Source organism: Marimonas arenosa (genome assembly GCF_030848945.1).
GTDB lineage: Bacteria > Pseudomonadota > Alphaproteobacteria > Rhodobacterales > Rhodobacteraceae > Marimonas > Marimonas arenosa.
The window spans coordinates 53,908-69,665 of the sequence record NZ_JANHAX010000005.1 but is presented as its reverse complement, the minus strand read 5'-3'; the positions used below and the strand labels follow the sequence as shown (position 1 = coordinate 69,665).

Below are 15,758 nucleotides of genomic sequence, written 5' to 3'. Positions count from 1 at the left end.
CTCGCGGGAGAGCCTTACGACTTGGCGAGGTTCCTGAGCACGTAATGCAACACGCCACCATGTTCGATATATTCGATCTCGATCGCGGTATCGATCCGGCACTTGAGCGCGATCTCGGTCTTCGAGCCATCGGCGCGGGTGATGGTGCAGGGCACCTCCTGCAGCGGCTGGATGGTGTCGAGGCCGTGGATCGCCACGGTTTCGTCGCCGGTGAGACCCAGCGATTTGCGGGTGTCGCCGCCGGTGAACTCGAACGGGATCACGCCCATGCCGACCAGGTTGGAGCGGTGGATGCGTTCGAACGACTCGGCGATCACGGCCTTGACGCCCAGAAGGGCGGTGCCTTTGGCGGCCCAGTCACGCGAAGAGCCGGCGCCATATTGTTCGCCGCCGAACACCACCAGCGGCGTGCCCTGATCCTGATAGGCCATGGCGGCGTCGTAGATCGAGGTCTGCGTGCCGTCCGGCCCCTTGGTGTAGCCGCCTTCGACGCCGTCGAGCATCTCGTTCTTGATGCGGATGTTGGCGAAGGTGCCGCGCATCATCACCTCGTGGTTGCCGCGGCGCGAGCCGTAGGAGTTGAATTCACGCACCGGCACCTGACGGTCGATCAGGTACTGGCCGGCCGGTGACGTGTCCTTGAACGAGCCTGCAGGCGAAATGTGGTCGGTCGTCACCATATCGCCCAGCACAGCGAGGATACGGGCGCCGTCGATATTGCCGATGGTGCCGGGCTCGGTGCCCATGCCCCGGAAATAGGGTGGGTTCTGGATATAGGTCGAGGTCGCCGGCCAGTCGTAGGTTTCATCGCCGGTGGTTTCGACACCCTGCCATTTCTCGTCGCCCTTGAAGACATCGGCATATTTCGACTGGAACGCCTCGCGGGTGACCGTCCGTTCGACCAGTTCGGCAATTTCCTTCTGCGTCGGCCAGATGTCTTTGAGGTAGACATCCTTGCCGTCGGGCGTCTGGGCGATGGGATCGTTGGCGAGATCGATGTTCATGTCGCCGGCCAGCGCATAGGCCACGACCAGCGGCGGGCTGGCGAGGTAGTTGGCGCGCACGTCCGGGCTGATCCGGCCCTCGAAGTTGCGGTTGCCCGACAGCACCGAGGTGGCGACCAGATCGCCCTCGGCAATCGCTTCGCTGAGCTCCTTCTGGATCGGGCCTGAGTTGCCGATGCAGGTGGTGCAGCCATAGCCCACCAGGTTGAAGCCGATGGCGTCGAGATGCTCCTGCAGGCCGGCGGCTTCGAGATATTCGGTGACGACCTGGCTGCCCGGCGCGAGCGAGGTTTTGACCCAGGGCTTGCGGTTGAGCCCCAGTTCGTGCGCCTTCTTGGCCACGAGGCCGGCGCCGATCATCACATAGGGGTTCGAGGTGTTGGTGCAGGAGGTGATCGAGGCGATCACCACCGAACCGTCGCGCAGCGCGTAGTCCTCGCCCTTGACCTTGATCGATTTGCGCGGGTCGATCAGGGCGTCCGGGGCGGGGCCTTCGGCGGCCATTTCGGTTGCGGCCTCTGTTTCGTCTTCGCCGCGATACTCGGCAACCACGTCGAAGAAGGCGCGGGCGGCCCGATTGAGCGGCGTGTAGTCCTGCGGCCGCTTCGGGCCTGAGATCGCGGGCACGATGGTCGACATGTCAAGCTCAAGCGTGTCGGTATAGATCGGATCGTAATCCGCCCCGCGCCAGAAGCCGTTTTCACGTGCATAGGCTTCGACCAGTGCGATGCGGTCCTCGTCCCGGCCGGTCTGGCGCAGGTAACGCAGGGTTTCGCCGTCGACCGGGAAAAACCCGCAGGTGGCGCCGTATTCGGGGGCCATGTTGGCGATGGTGGCGCGATCGGCCAGCGGTAGCTTGTCGAGGCCGGGGCCGTAGAATTCGACGAACTTGCCGACCACGCCTTTCGCACGCAGCAGTTCAACGACTTTCAGTACCAGGTCGGTGCCGGTGGTGCCTTCGAGCATCTCGCCGGTCAGGCGGAAGCCGACAACCTCGGGGATCAGCATCGAGATCGGCTGGCCCAGCATCGCGGCCTCGGCCTCGATCCCGCCGACGCCCCAGCCCAGAACGGCCATGCCGTTGACCATGGTGGTGTGGCTGTCGGTGCCGACCAGCGTATCGGGATAGGCGACCTCGTCCCCCGACTGATCGGTGTCGGTCCAGACGGTCTGGGCCAGGTATTCGAGGTTGACCTGGTGGCAGATGCCGGTGCCCGGCGGCACGACGCGGAAGTTGTTGAAGGCCGACTGGCCCCATTTCAGGAACTGGTAGCGTTCCATGTTGCGTTCGTATTCGCGGTCGACGTTCATCTGGAAGGCGCGCGGGTTGCCGAACTCGTCGATCATCACCGAGTGATCGATCACCAGGTCGACCGGATTGAGCGGATTGATCTTTTGTGCGTCGCCGCCCAACGCCTTGATGCCGTCGCGCATCGCCGCGAGGTCGACCACGGCCGGAACGCCGGTGAAATCCTGCATCAGCACGCGGGCCGGGCGATAGGCGATCTCGCGCGGGTTCTGGCCGCCCTGTGCACCCCATTCGGCAAAGGCCTTGATATCGTCGACGCTGACCGTCTTGCCGTCTTCGAACCGCAGCATGTTTTCCAGTACGACCTTGAGCGCGGCAGGCAGGCGCGAGAAATCACCCAGGCCGGCGGCTTCGGCCGCGGGGATCGAATAGTAAGCGACCGACTGGTCGCCGACGGTCAAGGTCTTGCGGGTCTTGGCGGTGTCCTGTCCAACAGTGATGGGCATGGCGGCATTCTCCAGCTGAAATGCGGTTTGCGGCTGCTTTTGACGTATCGCGCGCGCGGGTTCAAGGGGTCAGCGCGTTTGTGTATGCTTTTGTATACAAAATATCGAGTCGCAGCAAGAGGCCCGGCCGGGGGCGGGCTGTCCCGGTTCAGCTCAACCGTCATTCAGGACGGTGTTTGCCGCGCCGAGCCGGCGACGACGGCACGGTTGGCGGCCTCACCGGTTTCTCGCAAAACCTTGATTGGTTATTTCAAAGCGGCCCACTTAAGAGGGAAGATGCGAATGTTAACGGCATGGGGTTCGGTGCGCGATGATGCGGCTTCTGCGAGGATTGACGGCGTTTTGGGTGATGCTCGGCTCGGCCGGGCTGGCCCAAGGGGCGGAAAAGCCGGTGATCGTGGTCGAACTGTTCACCAGCCAGGGCTGTTCCAGCTGCCCGCCGGCCGATGCCTTCCTGCATGAACTGGCCAAGCGAGACGACGTGGTGGCGCTGAGCCTGCACGTCGATTACTGGGATTATATCGGCTGGAAGGATGTCTTTGCCCAGCGCAAGTTCACCCAGCGTCAGCATGGCTATGCCAAGGCCGGGCACAGGCGCTCGGTCTATACGCCGCAGATGATCATTCACGGTCAGGACCATGTGGTCGGCAACCATCCGATGGACGTGACCGACCTGATCGCATCCTATCAGGAGCGCGCCCAACCCGTGGCGTTGCGCGTGGCGCGGCAGGGTGGTGAGGTGATTGTCGAGGCACAGGGTGGGGCCAAGTCGGGGACGATTGTCGTGCAACTGGTGCGGTTCGAGCCAGCGGCGACCGTCGATATCCGCCGGGGCGAGAATGCAGGTCACAGCTATACCTATGCCAACGTGGTGCGGCACTGGGACGTGATCGGCGAGTGGGACGGCGCGGCCCCGTTCACGCTGAAGACCCGCGTCAAGGATGACCTGCCGGCGGCGGTGATCCTGCAACGCAAGGGATTTGGCCCGATTCTGGCGGCGGCGCGCGTGGAATAAACACCCATACGACAACCTGATTTCCACAAGCGGCAGGCGGCGCCCGGGAACGAGCCGGAGGTGGCTGAGCCGTTGTGGCTTATGCCCATGGCTTCATGAAACGGGATGGCGCCGGAATCGGCCTCGATGTTGAGTGGTCCGGTGTTTCGAGCGCGGGCGCTGTCGCAGCGCCCAGTGTACCAGCCGCCGACCGACGCCTATGCCGAGAAATGGCGGATCGACGAACAACTTGAGCGGGTCGGCGGGGGCTGGCCTCGGCTGCGTTGGATCACACCGGCCAGGCAGACACAGTCGTCGGCAATGCACGGCGCGGTCTCGGTGAGATCGGCCAGCGTCAAGACGCGCGACGTCAGATACCAATAACCCTTGGAGCGCAGGCAGAGTGGGAAAGGGCGGGCAATCCGGCCGGGTCGGGCGACCGCGGGCGGACAGCCACGGGCTCAGTTGCCTTTGGCCCGTTCCTCGGCCAGCGCGTCGCGCAGGCGGAACCACGGGGCGAACTCGGTGCCATAGGGGCGTTCGGTGGTGCTGACGGCGGTGGTGATGCCGAGCAGGACCGGCCCGTCGCCCCCGTCCCAGATCAACGGCGCGCCGGAATCGCCGCGCATGGCGGCACAGCTGGCCAGCAACCGCCCGGCGACGGCCAGCGGCCGGTCGCAGTCGCGGGCCAGGGTCAGTTCTTCACCGCGCAGCCCGGCGTAACCGGCGAGATAGGCGGTGCCATCTCCGGCCTCGCGGAGTTTGCCGCGGAACAGGTCGAGGTGGCCGAGTCTCTGGCCGAGCCGGTCCTTCAGCACCAGCATCGCCCAGTCTTCCTGCGGCATGCGGCGGAACTTTGGGCGCTCGGCCAAAATCCCGGGCAGCACCAGGCGCTCGACCCCGGCAGAGCCAAGCGCCGTGCCGCCGCGATACCCGGCAGCGAAGGCCAGAGTCTCGGGCGCCGACCAGCGTTTGAGCGCCCCGTTCCACAGGCAATGGGCGGCGGTCAGCACCAGCCTTTCGGACACCAGCACGCCGGTGCAGTGGTTCTTGGTCTTCTGCGGGGTTTCGGTGCGGCCGTGATAGACCCGGCCGATGGCGGCGAAAGGGAAACCCTGTGGGGCCACCGCCTCGCGGGCCCGGATCGCTGCGCATCGCGGGTTCTCGGGCGCGGTCTCGCTGCAGACCGGGTTGGGGGTGGGTGCCGTTTCGGGTGGCGGTGCGCTTTGGGCGGTCGCGCTGCCGGCCACGAGCGCCAAGCAGATCAGTGCCGCGGCGCGCCGATGTCCGGCCGGCCGTTTGCGGCACCGCGGGCACATCGCCCTATCTCTGGCTCCGCGCCATGAAGGCGAGCCGTTCGAACAGATGCACGTCCTGTTCGTTCTTCAACAGTGCGCCGTGCAGCTTCGGCAGGGCCGACTTGCCGTCGCGCTTGAGATCGGCGGGGTCGAGATCCTCGGCCAGCAGCAGCTTGAGCCAGTCGAGCACTTCGGAGGTCGAGGGCTTCTTTTTCAGGCCAGGGGTTTCGCGAACCTCATAGAACTGCGTGAGCGCCGTGGTCAGAAGTTGTTCCTTGATGCTGGGGTGATGGACCTCGACGATGGCGCGCATGGTGTCATGGTCGGGGAAGCGGATATAGTGGAAGAAGCAGCGGCGCAGGAAGGCGTCGGGCAGCTCTTTTTCGTTGTTCGAAGTGATGATCACGATCGGGCGCTGCTTCGCCCGGATGGTTTCGCCGGTCTCGTAGACGAAGAACTCCATCTTATCGAGTTCCTGCAGAAGGTCGTTGGGAAACTCGATATCAGCCTTGTCGATTTCGTCGATCAGAAGCACGACCTTTTCACCGGCGTCGAAGGCGTCCCACAGTTTGCCGCGCTTGATGTAGTTCCTGACATCATGGACGCGCTCGTCGCCGAGCTGGCTGTCGCGCAGGCGGCTGACGGCGTCGTATTCATAAAGGCCCTGCTGCGCCTTGGTGGTGGATTTGATGTTCCACTCGATCATCCGCAGGCCGAGGGCCTCGGAAACCTGGCGCGCCAATTCGGTCTTACCGGTGCCGGGTTCGCCCTTGACCAGCAAAGGCCGTTCCAGCGTCACCGCGGCGTTGACTGCGACCTTAAGGTCGTCGGTGGCGACATAAGCGTCGGTACCTTCAAATTTCATGTTCTGCGCGTCCCCGTCTGTCTGCAGGCCCCGGCCGGCCCGAGACCGGCCCGACCCGGGCTCGGCTGCACCCTAATCGAGACATTAAATGACCGCAATCGGCTGATACCGCACATTTGATGGGCGCCCCAGGGGGGCTTGTCCGGGCAGGGCGTTCGGAAGGCATCACAAACGTGCTTTCGGGTAGTGACAATCCTTCTGGAGGCGAGTAAGAGGCGCGCAAGAGAAGGGGAGCCAATGACCAAACTTGGCGAAGATTTGGGAGCAGACATGAAAGCAGAGACGTTTCTGCCAGACGATTATCGTCCTGCCGAGGACGAACCTTTCATGAACGAGCGCCAGCTCGAATATTTCCGCCGCAAGCTGTTGACCTGGAGGACAGAACTTCTGGACGACAGCCGCGATACCATCGAGGGGATGAAGGACAGCACCCGCAACATTCCCGACATCGCGGACCGCGCCAGCGAAGAGACCGACCGGGCGCTGGAACTTCGGACCCGCGACCGCCAGCGCAAGCTGGTCGCCAAGATCGACAGCGCGCTGCGTCGCATCGACGAGGGCGAATACGGGTACTGCGAAGTGACCGGCGAGCCGATCAGCCTCAAGCGGCTGGATGCGCGGCCGATCGCGACGATGAGCCTTGAGGCGCAGGAACAGCACGAGCGCCGCGAGAAGGTGCATCGGGACGATTGAGCGCGTCGCCTATGACGGATTTCCTGAACGCCGGGGCTTTCGCTCCGGCGTTTTTCATCGCTAAGGTCGTCCCATGGGAATGTTGACGGGACTGCGGGCCACGGTGATCGGGGCCGGAATCGGGGGCTTGTGCGCGGCGCGGGCGCTGGCGCTGCGGGGCGCGCATGTCACGGTTCTGGAGCAGGCGCCGGAAATCACCGAGGTGGGCGCCGGGCTGCAGCTGAGCCCCAACGCGGTGGCGGTGCTGCGCGGGCTGGGTCTGGATGACAGGCTCGAGGGTGCCGGTGCTGTGCAGGCGCGCGAGGTGCGACTGGTGGATTACAGGGGCCGCGATGTCGTACGGCTCGATCTCGGACTGCTTAAGGATGAGCGATACTACTTCATGCACCGGGCCGACCTGATCTGGGTGCTGGAGGAGGGCGCGCGTGAAGCCGGGGTCGAAGTAGAGTTGGGGGCCAGGGTCGATCGGATCGAGGACGATTCCGGTGATGGCCCGGTGGTGTGGCTCGAGGATGGCGGCGAGCGCCGGGCCGACCTGATCGTCGGCGCCGACGGGCTGCATTCGATGGTACGACCGGTGCTGAACGGGCCGGAGACACCGTTTTTCACCGGCCAGGTTGCCTGGCGAGCGGTGATTCCCAACACGATGGGCCGCGGGCCGCAGGCGATGGTGCATATGGGGCCGGGGCGGCACCTGGTCTGCTATCCGGTCCGCGGCGGCGAGCTGGTCAACCTGGTGGCGGTGCAGGAGCGGCGCGGCTGGACCGAGGAGGGCTGGAACCGGCGCGACGACCCGGAGAACCTGCGCCGCGCCTTCGCCGATTTCGCGCCCCGGGTGCAGGAGATGCTGAGCCGGGTCGAGGATGTCTTCCTGTGGGGTCTGTTCCGCCACGAGGTGGCGCCGCACTGGCATGGCAGGGCCGTCGCGATCCTGGGCGATGCGGCGCATCCGACGCTGCCCTTCATGGCGCAGGGCGCGGCGATGGCGATGGAGGACGCCTGGGTGCTGGCGGCGTCGCTGTCGGGCGCCGAGAGCATCGCGGTGGGACTGGCGCTTTATCAGGAGCGGCGGATCAAGCGGGCCACCCGGGTGGTCAACACCGCCACCGACAATGCCTGGAAATACCACCTGAAATTCCCGCCGCTTCGGTTAGCCGCCCACAGCGTGATGCGGCTGGGGGCAAAGATGTTCCCGGAAAAGATGCTGCGCCAGTTCGACTGGCTTTACACCCATGACGTGACGCGGGGGGATTGAGCGACCAAGGCGAGGTTCGGTCAGATCCCGGAGAACCTGCGCAGCTTGTCGAACCGATTTTTCAGTGGAAAACCTTTGACCGGTTTTCCGGTGGCCAAGTTGCCTCCGCCCATTGTGTCGACCACAAAACTTCCGTCGGGCCGGGGATGAAACCAGCCGCACATGTTCATCGGCTTGAACCGCGTGACCTTGCCATGTTCGATATCGGCCCCGCTTTGATCGACCTGGTACCACCTAAGGCCGTCACCGGAGACGAACCAGCGGCCGCGGCCGACCTGGTCGATACCGGTTCAACGAAGTAAACGGTGCCATCAGGAGGGAAATAGTTTCCGCCGCCATTACCATTTTCGAGGACATGCCCCGCGACGGTCCGGGTGATGGCCGCGTTGCCCTCGAGCCGTGGGCCCTCATCTTCGGTGTTAATATAGCTGGGAACGCCACAGCCTGAACCCGCAAGGCCAAAGCCCGCTGCCAGGCAGATCGCAAAGGCCCTGGTATTGAGAAATTTCACTTACTGTTTCTTTGTTGAGGTGCGAGCATGAGGGCGTTGGTTTGAAACCTCGTCTTGGTCCTTCAATCAAAGAAAAATTGAGCGGTCAGAATGCCCGCTGGCCCATTCCGGTGAACTTGGAGGCGGGCGGTCCGCGGGGAGAGCTGTTTTACCGCCAGGCTGGGGCGGGTCGGGCGTTCAGGTAATCGGGATGTCGAAGCCGGGCGCGGCGAGGGTGAAATGCTCGAACATGAAGCCGGGGCTGACGGTGCAGCCGACAAGCGTGTAAGCCCCTGTTGTTTCGGCCTTTTGCCAGGCGCCGGGCGGCACGATCCGCTGTGGCGCCTGGCTCGCGGCGAGGTCGGGTCCAAGCACCAAGTCGCGGCGCGGGCCTGTTTCTGTTTCCGAAATGGAAAGAATGAGTGGGTTGCCAGCGTAGAAATGCCAGATCTCGGCGGCGTCGACCCGGTGCCAATGGCTGGCCTCGCCGGCTTTCAGCAGGAAATAGATGCAGGTGCCCGCGGGGCGGCCGGGCCCGTCGGCCACCCAGGTTTGCCGGTAGTGACCGCCCTCGGGGTGTCGGGCAAGGTTCAACTGCTTGATGATGCGGTCGGCCTCGGTCATGGTTCCGAGCGTAAGGCGCGGCCGGGCAAGGGGCAAGGATCATGCGGGTTGTGATCATCGGGGCGGGGATCATCGGAGCGAGCGTGGCCTGGCATCTGTCCCGCCGCGGCGTGCGGGCGACGGTGGTCGAGGCCGGGCCGGTGGCGGGCGCGGCCAGCGGCCGCGGGTTCGGCTGGATCAACGCCAGTTTCCACCTCGACAGCGATCATTTCCGCCTGCGGCTGGCTGCGATGGGTGCTTGGCGGCGGCTCGCGTCGGAGCTGCCCGAGGGCGTGGTGGAATGGCCGGGCTGCCTGTGGTGGGAGGCGCAGGGGACGGCGCTTGAGAGCTTCCAAGATGACTTGAAGGCTCTCGGTTATCCAGTTGAAATCGTGTCGAAAGAGGGGTTTCGAACGCTCGAGCCAGGGGTTGCCGATCCCCCCGAGCAGGCACTTCGATTTGCTGACGAAGGCGCGGTCGACCTCGGTCGGGCGGTGCGGGCGCTGTTGGCCAAAGCCGGTGTGCGGGTGATCGCCGGGGTCGCGGTGCGGCGCATCGAGGAGACCGCCGGACGTGTGACCGGCGTTGCGCTGGAGGCGGGCCGCATCCCGGCCGACGCGGTGGTGGTCGCGGCCGGCATCGGTGCACCTGGGCTGGTGACGCCGTTCGGGGTGACGTTGCCGATGCTGAGCCGGCCCGGGCTGCTGCTCCGGACGCGGCCGGTGGCGCCGGTGGTCCGACACATCCTCTCCAGCCCGCGGCAAGAGCTCCGGCAGGACAACGCGGGGCAGATCTGGGCGCCAACATCGGCCAGCCACCAATGCGACGAGACCGAGACCGTGGTCGACCGGCCCGACGCGCTGGCCGACCAGGCGCTGTCACGGATCCGGCGCATGCTGCCGGGGATCCCGCTCGACTGGGCCGAGGTGGTGCTGGCGCAGCGCCCGGTGCCGGGCGACGGACGGCCGGTCATGGGACCTGCCGGACCGGAGGGGCTGTACCTTGCGGTGATGCATTCCGGCGCCACGCTGGGGGCGTTGGCGGGGGAAATGATCGCCGGGTGCGTGATGGGCGACGACGTAAAGGGCCTTGCGCGGTGGAGGTTGGAACGGTTCGGGCAAGGGGAGGCGGGGTGAAACCCCGCCCTACGCCATCTGCCGGGCGAGATCGGTGAAATCGCGGGCGACAACGGTCCAGTCGGCCTCGGGCGCAAGATCGGTGGCCTGATCCGGCCCGTATTCGGTCGGGCGCGGGACGAAGGCGGTGTACAGGCCCGCGTCGCGCGCGGCGAAGAGATCGCCGTTATGGGCGGCGACCATCATCACCTCGCCGGGATCAAGCCGCAGGGCGGCGCAGGAGGCGAGATAGACTGCCGGGTTGGGTTTGTAGTCGCGGGCCAGGTCGGCGCCGAGGATGCAATCCCATGGCAGCTGGGCATAGCGCGCCAGCCGGGTCATCAGGGCGATGGAGCCATTGGAGCACGGCGCAATGATGTGGGTCTTGCGCAGGTGGGTCAGGCCGGGGACCACATCCGCCCAGGGATCGAGCCTTTCCCATGCGGTGTTGAGGCTGTCGGGCGCGGTGACGCCGTGGCGCGCCGCGACCCGATGGAGGTTTTCGAGATGTAGATCGTCAAGCGGTACATAGCCGCGGCCGCCGTCGCGGATGCGCTTCATGGCGGGGTCGTATTCGGCGCGCCAGTCCATCGCGAATTGGATGGCATCCACATGCGGGAGCGCCGCCGCCACGTCACGGGCGACGGAGGTGCGCCAATCAACGCAGGTGCCGAAGACATCGAAAATCAGGGCCAAGGTCATGGGAACAAATTAGCCGGTGTCGTTGATTGTGAACAGGGCAGGAATGGGGGCCAGCCCCCATACCCCCGGGATATTTGAAGAAAGAGGAAGAGGTTCGGGGAGACAGATTGGCAACGCAAGCTGGGGTTGGTGATGGGTCAAGTTAACGCCGGAAAATCAGTTGGACGAAAGTCGTCGGACCCGCTTTAACCGAAAAAGGCGCTGCCGACGGGGGCGCCAAGCAGATCGATATAGCTGTCGTCACGGTTGAGGGCGGTGCTGATGGCCAGGTAATCCGCGGGCGGGTTTTCGTATTGTTCATCAGTGAGTTGCGCGACATCGACGCGCAGGCGCCAGCCGGTGTCGGGGTGCTCGTCTTCTGAGTCGTGCTCGGGCATTTCGCGGTAAAGGTATTGCGCCGTTGCGGTGCCTTCGAGCACCTCGGCATCGACATAGCAACGCGCAAACCAGCTAACGAAATCGGTTTCGAAACGAGCCTTTTGATTCGGGTCCTCCCAAATCACGCCGATGATGTGGTGGGCGTTGAACTGGATCTCGTCTCCGGCCTGCACGCTGGACTGTCCGCCGGGTCGTTGTCGAGGGAGCCGGTGTAACTGTCGTCGTCGCGCTTTGTTATCTGAACTCACATGCGTTCTGCGCCGTCTTGATCAGAGGGCGGATCGGCGACGAAGATCAGCTTGACCATTTGGCCACGGGCGATCTCGGCAATTTCCTCGGGCTTGGACAGAAAGAAGGTGTAGGGGCTTTCCTGTTTGAACGGGCGCGGGTCGCGCAGGGTATAGCGGAACAAATTGAAGCTCGGGAAAAGAAAAGGGGCCTTGCGGCCCCCATCCTTGCTTACTTCAGGATGCTTGTTCCAGCGTATTCCGCCGTTTCGCCGAGCGCTTCCTCGATGCGGATCAGCTGGTTGTATTTCGCCAGACGGTCAGAGCGCGCCAGTGAGCCGGTTTTGATCTGACCGCAATTGGTGGCCACCGCGAGGTCGGCAATGGTGGCGTCCTCGGTTTCGCCGGAGCGGTGCGACATGACGTTGGTCATGCCGGCGCGGTGGGCCATGTCGACGGCCTTCAATGTTTCTGTCAGCGAGCCGATCTGGTTGACCTTGACCAGCATCGAGTTGGCGCAGCCCTTCTCGATGCCCATGGCGAGCCGTTCGGGATTGGTGACGAAGAGGTCGTCGCCCACCAGTTGGACCTTGTCGCCCAACGTGTCGGTCAGCGCCTTCCAGCCGTCCCAGTCATCTTCCGAACAGCCATCCTCGATCGAGATGATCGGGTAGTCGGCACAGAGCGCTTCGAGATAGGCGACGTTTTCGTTCGACGTCAGGGTTTTGCCTTCTCCAGCAAGGATATATTTGCCGCCCTTGAAGTATTCGGTGGCGGCGCAGTCGAGGGCCAGGTAGATGTCATCGCCCGGTTTGTAGCCCGCTTTCTCGATGCTTTTCAGCACGAAATCGAGCGCGTCGCGGGTCGAGGCGATGTTCGGCGCAAAGCCGCCTTCGTCGCCGATGCCGGTCGAGAGGCCCGCCGCCGAAAGCTCCTTTTTCAGGGTGTGGAACACCTCTGCGCCCATGCGCACGGCTTCACGGATGTTGTCGGCGCTGACCGGCATGATCATGAATTCCTGGATGTCGATCGGGTTGTCGGCATGTTCGCCGCCGTTGATGATGTTCATCATCGGCACCGGCAGAACCCGCGCCGACGTTCCGCCGACATAGCGAAAGAGCGGCTGGGTGGTGAAATCGGCCGCGGCCTTGGCGCAGGCGAGGCTGACGCCGAGAATGGCGTTGGCGCCGAGGCGGGACTTATTGGGGGTGCCGTCGAGCTGGATCATGGCCGCGTCGATCAGCACCTGTTCGGTGGCGTCCATACCGACCAGCTCCTCGGCGATTTCGCCGTTCACGGCGGCGCAGGCCTCGAGCACACCTTTTCCGGCGTAACGGTTCTTGTCGCCGTCGCGTTTCTCGACCGCCTCATGGGCGCCGGTGGAGGCGCCCGAGGGCACGGCGGCACGGCCCATGGTGCCGTCTTCGAGGATCACGTCGACCTCGACCGTGGGGTTGCCCCGGCTGTCGAGGATTTCGCGGGCATGAATGTCGATGATGGTGCTCATTGGGGGGCGTGTCCCTTGCTGATCGGCCTTGGCTTCGGGCGGCTTGTAGACCCGTTTGGAAAGGAGCGAAAGGGCTGCGGGCGCGACATGATAGCGCTAACATAGAAAGTTAGCGCTAATAGTGCGGGCGTTAGCGCGAACAGCTTTGTTCATCGTGAAGGCATTGAGGGCTGAAGAACGGATTGCTGACCTCTAGGGACGTCAACGCTCTCGTGCGGCTGGCACTGATTACCGGCCAATGTCGCCTTCGGGTCAGAACCGGAAAATGGTTCAGCTTTCCACACCGCGGCGCTAGGTTGGCCGCGAAGGGCCGGAGGAACCAGTGCGATGCGGCTGATCACGACACCCTATTGGTGGGAAGACGGCAAGGCCTTGCCGGCGCCGTGCGAACGAGTGCCCGGCCGGGTCGATCTGGCGGTGGTGGGCGGCGGCTTCACCGGGCTGGGGGCGGCTCTGGCGGCGGTGGAAAAGGGCGCGCGGGTGGCGGTGTTCGACGCTGGCCAGCCGGGGCAGGGAGCGAGCACCCGCAACGGCGGCATGATCGGCGCGCCGCACCGGCCGGAATTGGCACAAGAGCTGGAGCGCTACGGCCGCGGTTTCGCAGCAAGGCTGGTGCGCGAGGGCTGCGAGGGGTTCGAACACACCCGCGCCATGCACGAGACCGCGGGAGTCTATCAGCATACCGGCCGGGTGATGCTGGCCTATACCAGGGCGCAGATGGACAAGCTGGTCCGGCAGGCCGATCTGTTGAACGGGCTTCACCCGCAGGGGATCGATGTGCTGAGGCCGGGCGAGATGCAGGCGCATATCAAAACCGGGCGGTATTTCGGCGGTATCTTCTTTCCCAATCACGGCGCGGTGCAGCCGCGGCTGGCGCATGACGCCATGCTGGCGCGCGCCCGGGAGGCCGGGGTGGAGATCTGTGCCGATTGTGCGGTGCAGAGCCTGACGCCGGCGGGCGCAGGTTTCCGGCTGGAAACCGAGCGGGGCGAATGCTTTGCCCGCCGCGTGGTCTGGGCCGGCAATGCCTATACCGGCGGTGCGCATCGCTGGCTGGCGCGACGGATCTTTCGCATCCCGTCTTTCATCATCGCCACCGAGGAGCTGGCCCCCGGCGTGATCGACCGGCTGGCGCCCGGCGGGCGGATGATGGTCGAGACAAGGGCGCGGCATTCCTATTTCCGGCCATCGCCCGACGGCCGGCGCATCCTGTTCGGCGGGCGGGCGGCGCTGGTGCCGATATCGCCGCAGGCAGCGGCGAAACGGTTGCAGGCCACCATGGCCGAGATCTGGCCCGAGGCGGCGGCCTGGCGGATCACCCACAGCTGGCAGGGGTTTGTCGGCTTCACCTTCGACCGTACCCCGCATGTCGGTGAGCGCGAGGGCGTGCATTTCGCCTATGGCTATTGCGGCAACGGGGTAGCGTTGAGCCCCTGGCTGGGCCACAAGGCCGCGTTGCGGGCGTTGGGCGATCCGGAGGGCGAGACGGTCTTTGCCGAGATGCCGCTGCAAAGCCGGCCCTATCACGCCGGCGGCTGGCCGTGGTTCATGCATCTCGCCAGCCCGTGGTGGCGGTTCGTGGTCGATGGTCGCGAACGCGCCCAGGCGGCGCGCGACCGGGCCGGATAGGGGCTCACGCGGCGACGCGGGGCGCGACGGTTTTTCGCGGCAATGTCAGCACCAGCGCCAGACCGATGGCTGCAAGCGTGGCCAACATCGCGAAGGCAAGCCGGTAGCTGCCGGTGGTGTCAAATATCCAACCGACGATGATCGGCCCCACTGCGCCGCCGATGGTGCCGAAAAAGAGGATGGTGCCGAAAATCGCGCCGTGTGCCCGCATTCCGAAATATTCGGCCACGATTGGCGACACGACGGTGAACAGCCCGCCGTGGCTGAAACCGTAGACCGCCACGACAGCAAAAAGCAGCCCGTGCGCCCGGACGCCGGTAAGGGCGATCAGGCTGGCCAGAAGGATGCTGAAGCACATCAGGAAGGCGCGTCGGCCGCCGATCCGGTCGGACAACGTGCCGACGGTCAGCCGCCCAGCGATGCTGGCCGCCCCCAACACCGATAGCAGCGTCGCCGCGCGCGCCGTCGTCATCCCCAGATCGGTGCCGTGAATCGCGAGGTGCATCGGTACCGACATCATCGACGGGAAGAACAGGAACTGGATGGCGCAGAGCGTCCAGAACAGACGCGTGACGCGGGCCTCGGGAAAGCTGTGCCCGCCGCTGCCGCTGCCGGCCCTGGTGCCGGGGGCGGCTCTGAGCAGGTCGGGCGGGCGGTCCATAGACAGTGCGGCGATGAGCAGCAGTACCAAGGCAGCGAGGCCGAGAACGATCAACGCCTGGCGCCAGCCATAGGTCAGGAGCAGCGCCGCGGCCAGCGGCGGAATGGTGATCTGGCCCAGTGCGGTGCCGGTTTTCACCACGCCCGACATGATGCCGCGGCGGTTTTCGAACCAGCGGGCGATGGTCGACAGGGTGACGACATCATGGGTGCCAAGACCCAGCCCCATGAAGATGCCGAAGATCGCGAACATCTGCCACGGCGCGGTGATCTGCGACAGCAGAAGAAAGCCGGTGGCATAGGCGATGCCGGTGAAGGTGAGCACGAGGCGCGGACCGAAACGGTCATTCATCCGTCCGCCCAGGATGGCCAGCACCCCCATCATGAAAAACGACAGAGACGACGCGCTGGACAGCAGGGTGCGAGACCAGCCGAACTCTTCCTGCAACGGCTTGAAGAACAGGCCGAAGGCAAAGAGCAGGCCGATGACGGTAAACTGCGTCAGACAGGCGCCGAAGACGATGCGATAGCGTGTTTCGATCAGTGGCATGCCCGTCTCCTTGCTGCCGGTCATCCGATCACG

15 protein-coding genes are annotated in these 15,758 nt (G+C 64.9%); 6 read left to right on the top strand and 9 right to left on the bottom strand.

What is annotated here, in order from left to right:
- Positions 1 to 14 precede the first annotated feature (14 nt).
- The gene (acnA, locus tag NO357_RS15460; RefSeq protein WP_306736607.1) at positions 15 to 2,759 is read right to left on the bottom strand and encodes an aconitate hydratase AcnA; all 2,745 of its coding nucleotides are present in this window, start codon (positions 2,757 to 2,759) and stop codon (positions 15 to 17) included.
- A 310-nt stretch (positions 2,760 to 3,069) separates the two neighbouring features.
- Between acnA and NO357_RS15455 the strand changes: the two genes are divergently transcribed.
- Positions 3,070 to 3,774, top strand: a complete 705-nt coding sequence (locus tag NO357_RS15455; protein WP_306736606.1) for a DUF1223 domain-containing protein — start codon at positions 3,070 to 3,072, stop codon at positions 3,772 to 3,774.
- A 440-nt stretch (positions 3,775 to 4,214) separates the two neighbouring features.
- Here the strand turns inward: NO357_RS15455 and NO357_RS15450 are convergent, their stop codons facing one another.
- Together NO357_RS15450 and NO357_RS15445 are read right to left on the bottom strand one after the other, a co-directional pair.
- The gene (locus NO357_RS15450; RefSeq protein WP_306736896.1) at positions 4,215 to 5,003 is read right to left on the bottom strand and encodes a trypsin-like serine peptidase; all 789 of its coding nucleotides are present in this window, start codon (positions 5,001 to 5,003) and stop codon (positions 4,215 to 4,217) included.
- Between the two features lie 73 nt (positions 5,004 to 5,076).
- Entirely contained in the window at positions 5,077 to 5,916 is an 840-nt protein-coding gene (locus NO357_RS15445; protein WP_306736605.1) for an AAA family ATPase, read from the bottom strand.
- Positions 5,917 to 6,186: 270 nt separating this feature from the next.
- Here NO357_RS15445 and dksA point away from each other — a divergent pair, with 270 nt between their 5' ends.
- The 3 genes from dksA (at position 6,187) to NO357_RS15430 (ending at position 8,166) form a co-directional block, all read left to right on the top strand.
- Positions 6,187 to 6,609 (top strand): RNA polymerase-binding protein DksA, encoded by a 423-nt coding sequence (gene dksA / locus NO357_RS15440; protein WP_306736604.1) that lies wholly within the window; start codon positions 6,187 to 6,189, stop codon positions 6,607 to 6,609.
- A 73-nt stretch (positions 6,610 to 6,682) separates the two neighbouring features.
- Complete coding sequence (locus NO357_RS15435; RefSeq protein WP_306736603.1) at positions 6,683 to 7,864, top strand: FAD-dependent monooxygenase; 1,182 nt, start codon at positions 6,683 to 6,685, stop codon at positions 7,862 to 7,864.
- Complete coding sequence (locus NO357_RS15430; protein ID WP_306736602.1) at positions 7,861 to 8,166, top strand: hypothetical protein; 306 nt, start codon at positions 7,861 to 7,863, stop codon at positions 8,164 to 8,166. Before NO357_RS15435 ends, NO357_RS15430 begins: the two co-directional genes overlap by 4 nt.
- Before the next feature lie 386 nt (positions 8,167 to 8,552).
- Here the strand turns inward: NO357_RS15430 and NO357_RS15425 are convergent, their stop codons facing one another.
- Positions 8,553 to 8,978, bottom strand: a complete 426-nt coding sequence (locus NO357_RS15425) for a cupin domain-containing protein (RefSeq protein WP_306736601.1) — start codon at positions 8,976 to 8,978, stop codon at positions 8,553 to 8,555.
- A gap of 41 nt (positions 8,979 to 9,019) precedes the next feature.
- Between NO357_RS15425 and NO357_RS15420 the strand changes: the two genes are divergently transcribed.
- Positions 9,020 to 10,093 (top strand): NAD(P)/FAD-dependent oxidoreductase, encoded by a 1,074-nt coding sequence (locus NO357_RS15420; protein WP_306736600.1) that lies wholly within the window; start codon positions 9,020 to 9,022, stop codon positions 10,091 to 10,093.
- A 9-nt stretch (positions 10,094 to 10,102) separates the two neighbouring features.
- On the opposite strand, the gene NO357_RS15415 is transcribed toward NO357_RS15420, so the two are convergent.
- The 4 genes from NO357_RS15415 to eno all read right to left on the bottom strand — a co-directional run bounded on the left by NO357_RS15415 (position 10,103) and on the right by eno (position 12,886).
- Positions 10,103 to 10,774, bottom strand: a complete 672-nt coding sequence (locus NO357_RS15415; protein ID WP_306736599.1) for a haloacid dehalogenase type II — start codon at positions 10,772 to 10,774, stop codon at positions 10,103 to 10,105.
- 185 nt (positions 10,775 to 10,959) lie between these two features.
- Positions 10,960 to 11,325: an immunity protein Imm33 domain-containing protein gene (locus tag NO357_RS15410; protein ID WP_306736598.1), complete on the bottom strand. Its 366-nt coding sequence runs from the start codon at positions 11,323 to 11,325 to the stop codon at positions 10,960 to 10,962.
- Between the two features lie 71 nt (positions 11,326 to 11,396).
- Positions 11,397 to 11,564, bottom strand: a complete 168-nt coding sequence (locus NO357_RS15405; RefSeq protein WP_306736597.1) for a hypothetical protein — start codon at positions 11,562 to 11,564, stop codon at positions 11,397 to 11,399.
- 47 nt (positions 11,565 to 11,611) lie between these two features.
- Entirely contained in the window at positions 11,612 to 12,886 is a 1,275-nt protein-coding gene (gene eno / locus NO357_RS15400) for a phosphopyruvate hydratase (protein ID WP_306736596.1), read from the bottom strand.
- A 327-nt stretch (positions 12,887 to 13,213) separates the two neighbouring features.
- Between eno and NO357_RS15395 the strand changes: the two genes are divergently transcribed.
- A complete protein-coding gene (locus tag NO357_RS15395; RefSeq protein WP_306736595.1) occupies positions 13,214 to 14,515 on the top strand; it encodes an NAD(P)/FAD-dependent oxidoreductase in 1,302 nt (433 codons plus the stop codon).
- 4 nt (positions 14,516 to 14,519) lie between these two features.
- On the opposite strand, the gene NO357_RS15390 is transcribed toward NO357_RS15395, so the two are convergent.
- On the bottom strand, positions 14,520 to 15,725 hold the full coding sequence (locus NO357_RS15390) for an MFS transporter (protein WP_306736594.1): 1,206 nt from the start codon (positions 15,723 to 15,725) through the stop codon (positions 14,520 to 14,522).
- Positions 15,726 to 15,758 lie beyond the last annotated feature (33 nt).

Bases quoted from the DNA above. Each gene is read 5' to 3' on its own strand.
- NO357_RS15425 (WP_306736601.1), bottom strand. From the start codon at position 8,978: ATGACCGAGGCCGACCGCATCATCAAGCAGTTGAACCTTGCCCGACAC.
- NO357_RS15420 (WP_306736600.1), top strand. From the start codon at position 9,020: ATGCGGGTTGTGATCATCGGGGCGGGGATCATCGGAGCGAGCGTGGCC.
- NO357_RS15435 (WP_306736603.1), top strand. From the start codon at position 6,683: ATGGGAATGTTGACGGGACTGCGGGCCACGGTGATCGGGGCCGGAATC.
- NO357_RS15455 (WP_306736606.1), top strand. From the start codon at position 3,070: ATGATGCGGCTTCTGCGAGGATTGACGGCGTTTTGGGTGATGCTCGGC.
- NO357_RS15415 (WP_306736599.1), bottom strand. From the start codon at position 10,774: ATGACCTTGGCCCTGATTTTCGATGTCTTCGGCACCTGCGTTGATTGG.
- eno (WP_306736596.1), bottom strand. From the start codon at position 12,886: ATGAGCACCATCATCGACATTCATGCCCGCGAAATCCTCGACAGCCGG.
- acnA (WP_306736607.1), bottom strand. From the start codon at position 2,759: ATGCCCATCACTGTTGGACAGGACACCGCCAAGACCCGCAAGACCTTG.
- dksA (WP_306736604.1), top strand. From the start codon at position 6,187: ATGAAAGCAGAGACGTTTCTGCCAGACGATTATCGTCCTGCCGAGGAC.
- NO357_RS15390 (WP_306736594.1), bottom strand. From the start codon at position 15,725: ATGCCACTGATCGAAACACGCTATCGCATCGTCTTCGGCGCCTGTCTG.
- NO357_RS15395 (WP_306736595.1), top strand. From the start codon at position 13,214: ATGCGGCTGATCACGACACCCTATTGGTGGGAAGACGGCAAGGCCTTG.
- NO357_RS15445 (WP_306736605.1), bottom strand. From the start codon at position 5,916: ATGAAATTTGAAGGTACCGACGCTTATGTCGCCACCGACGACCTTAAG.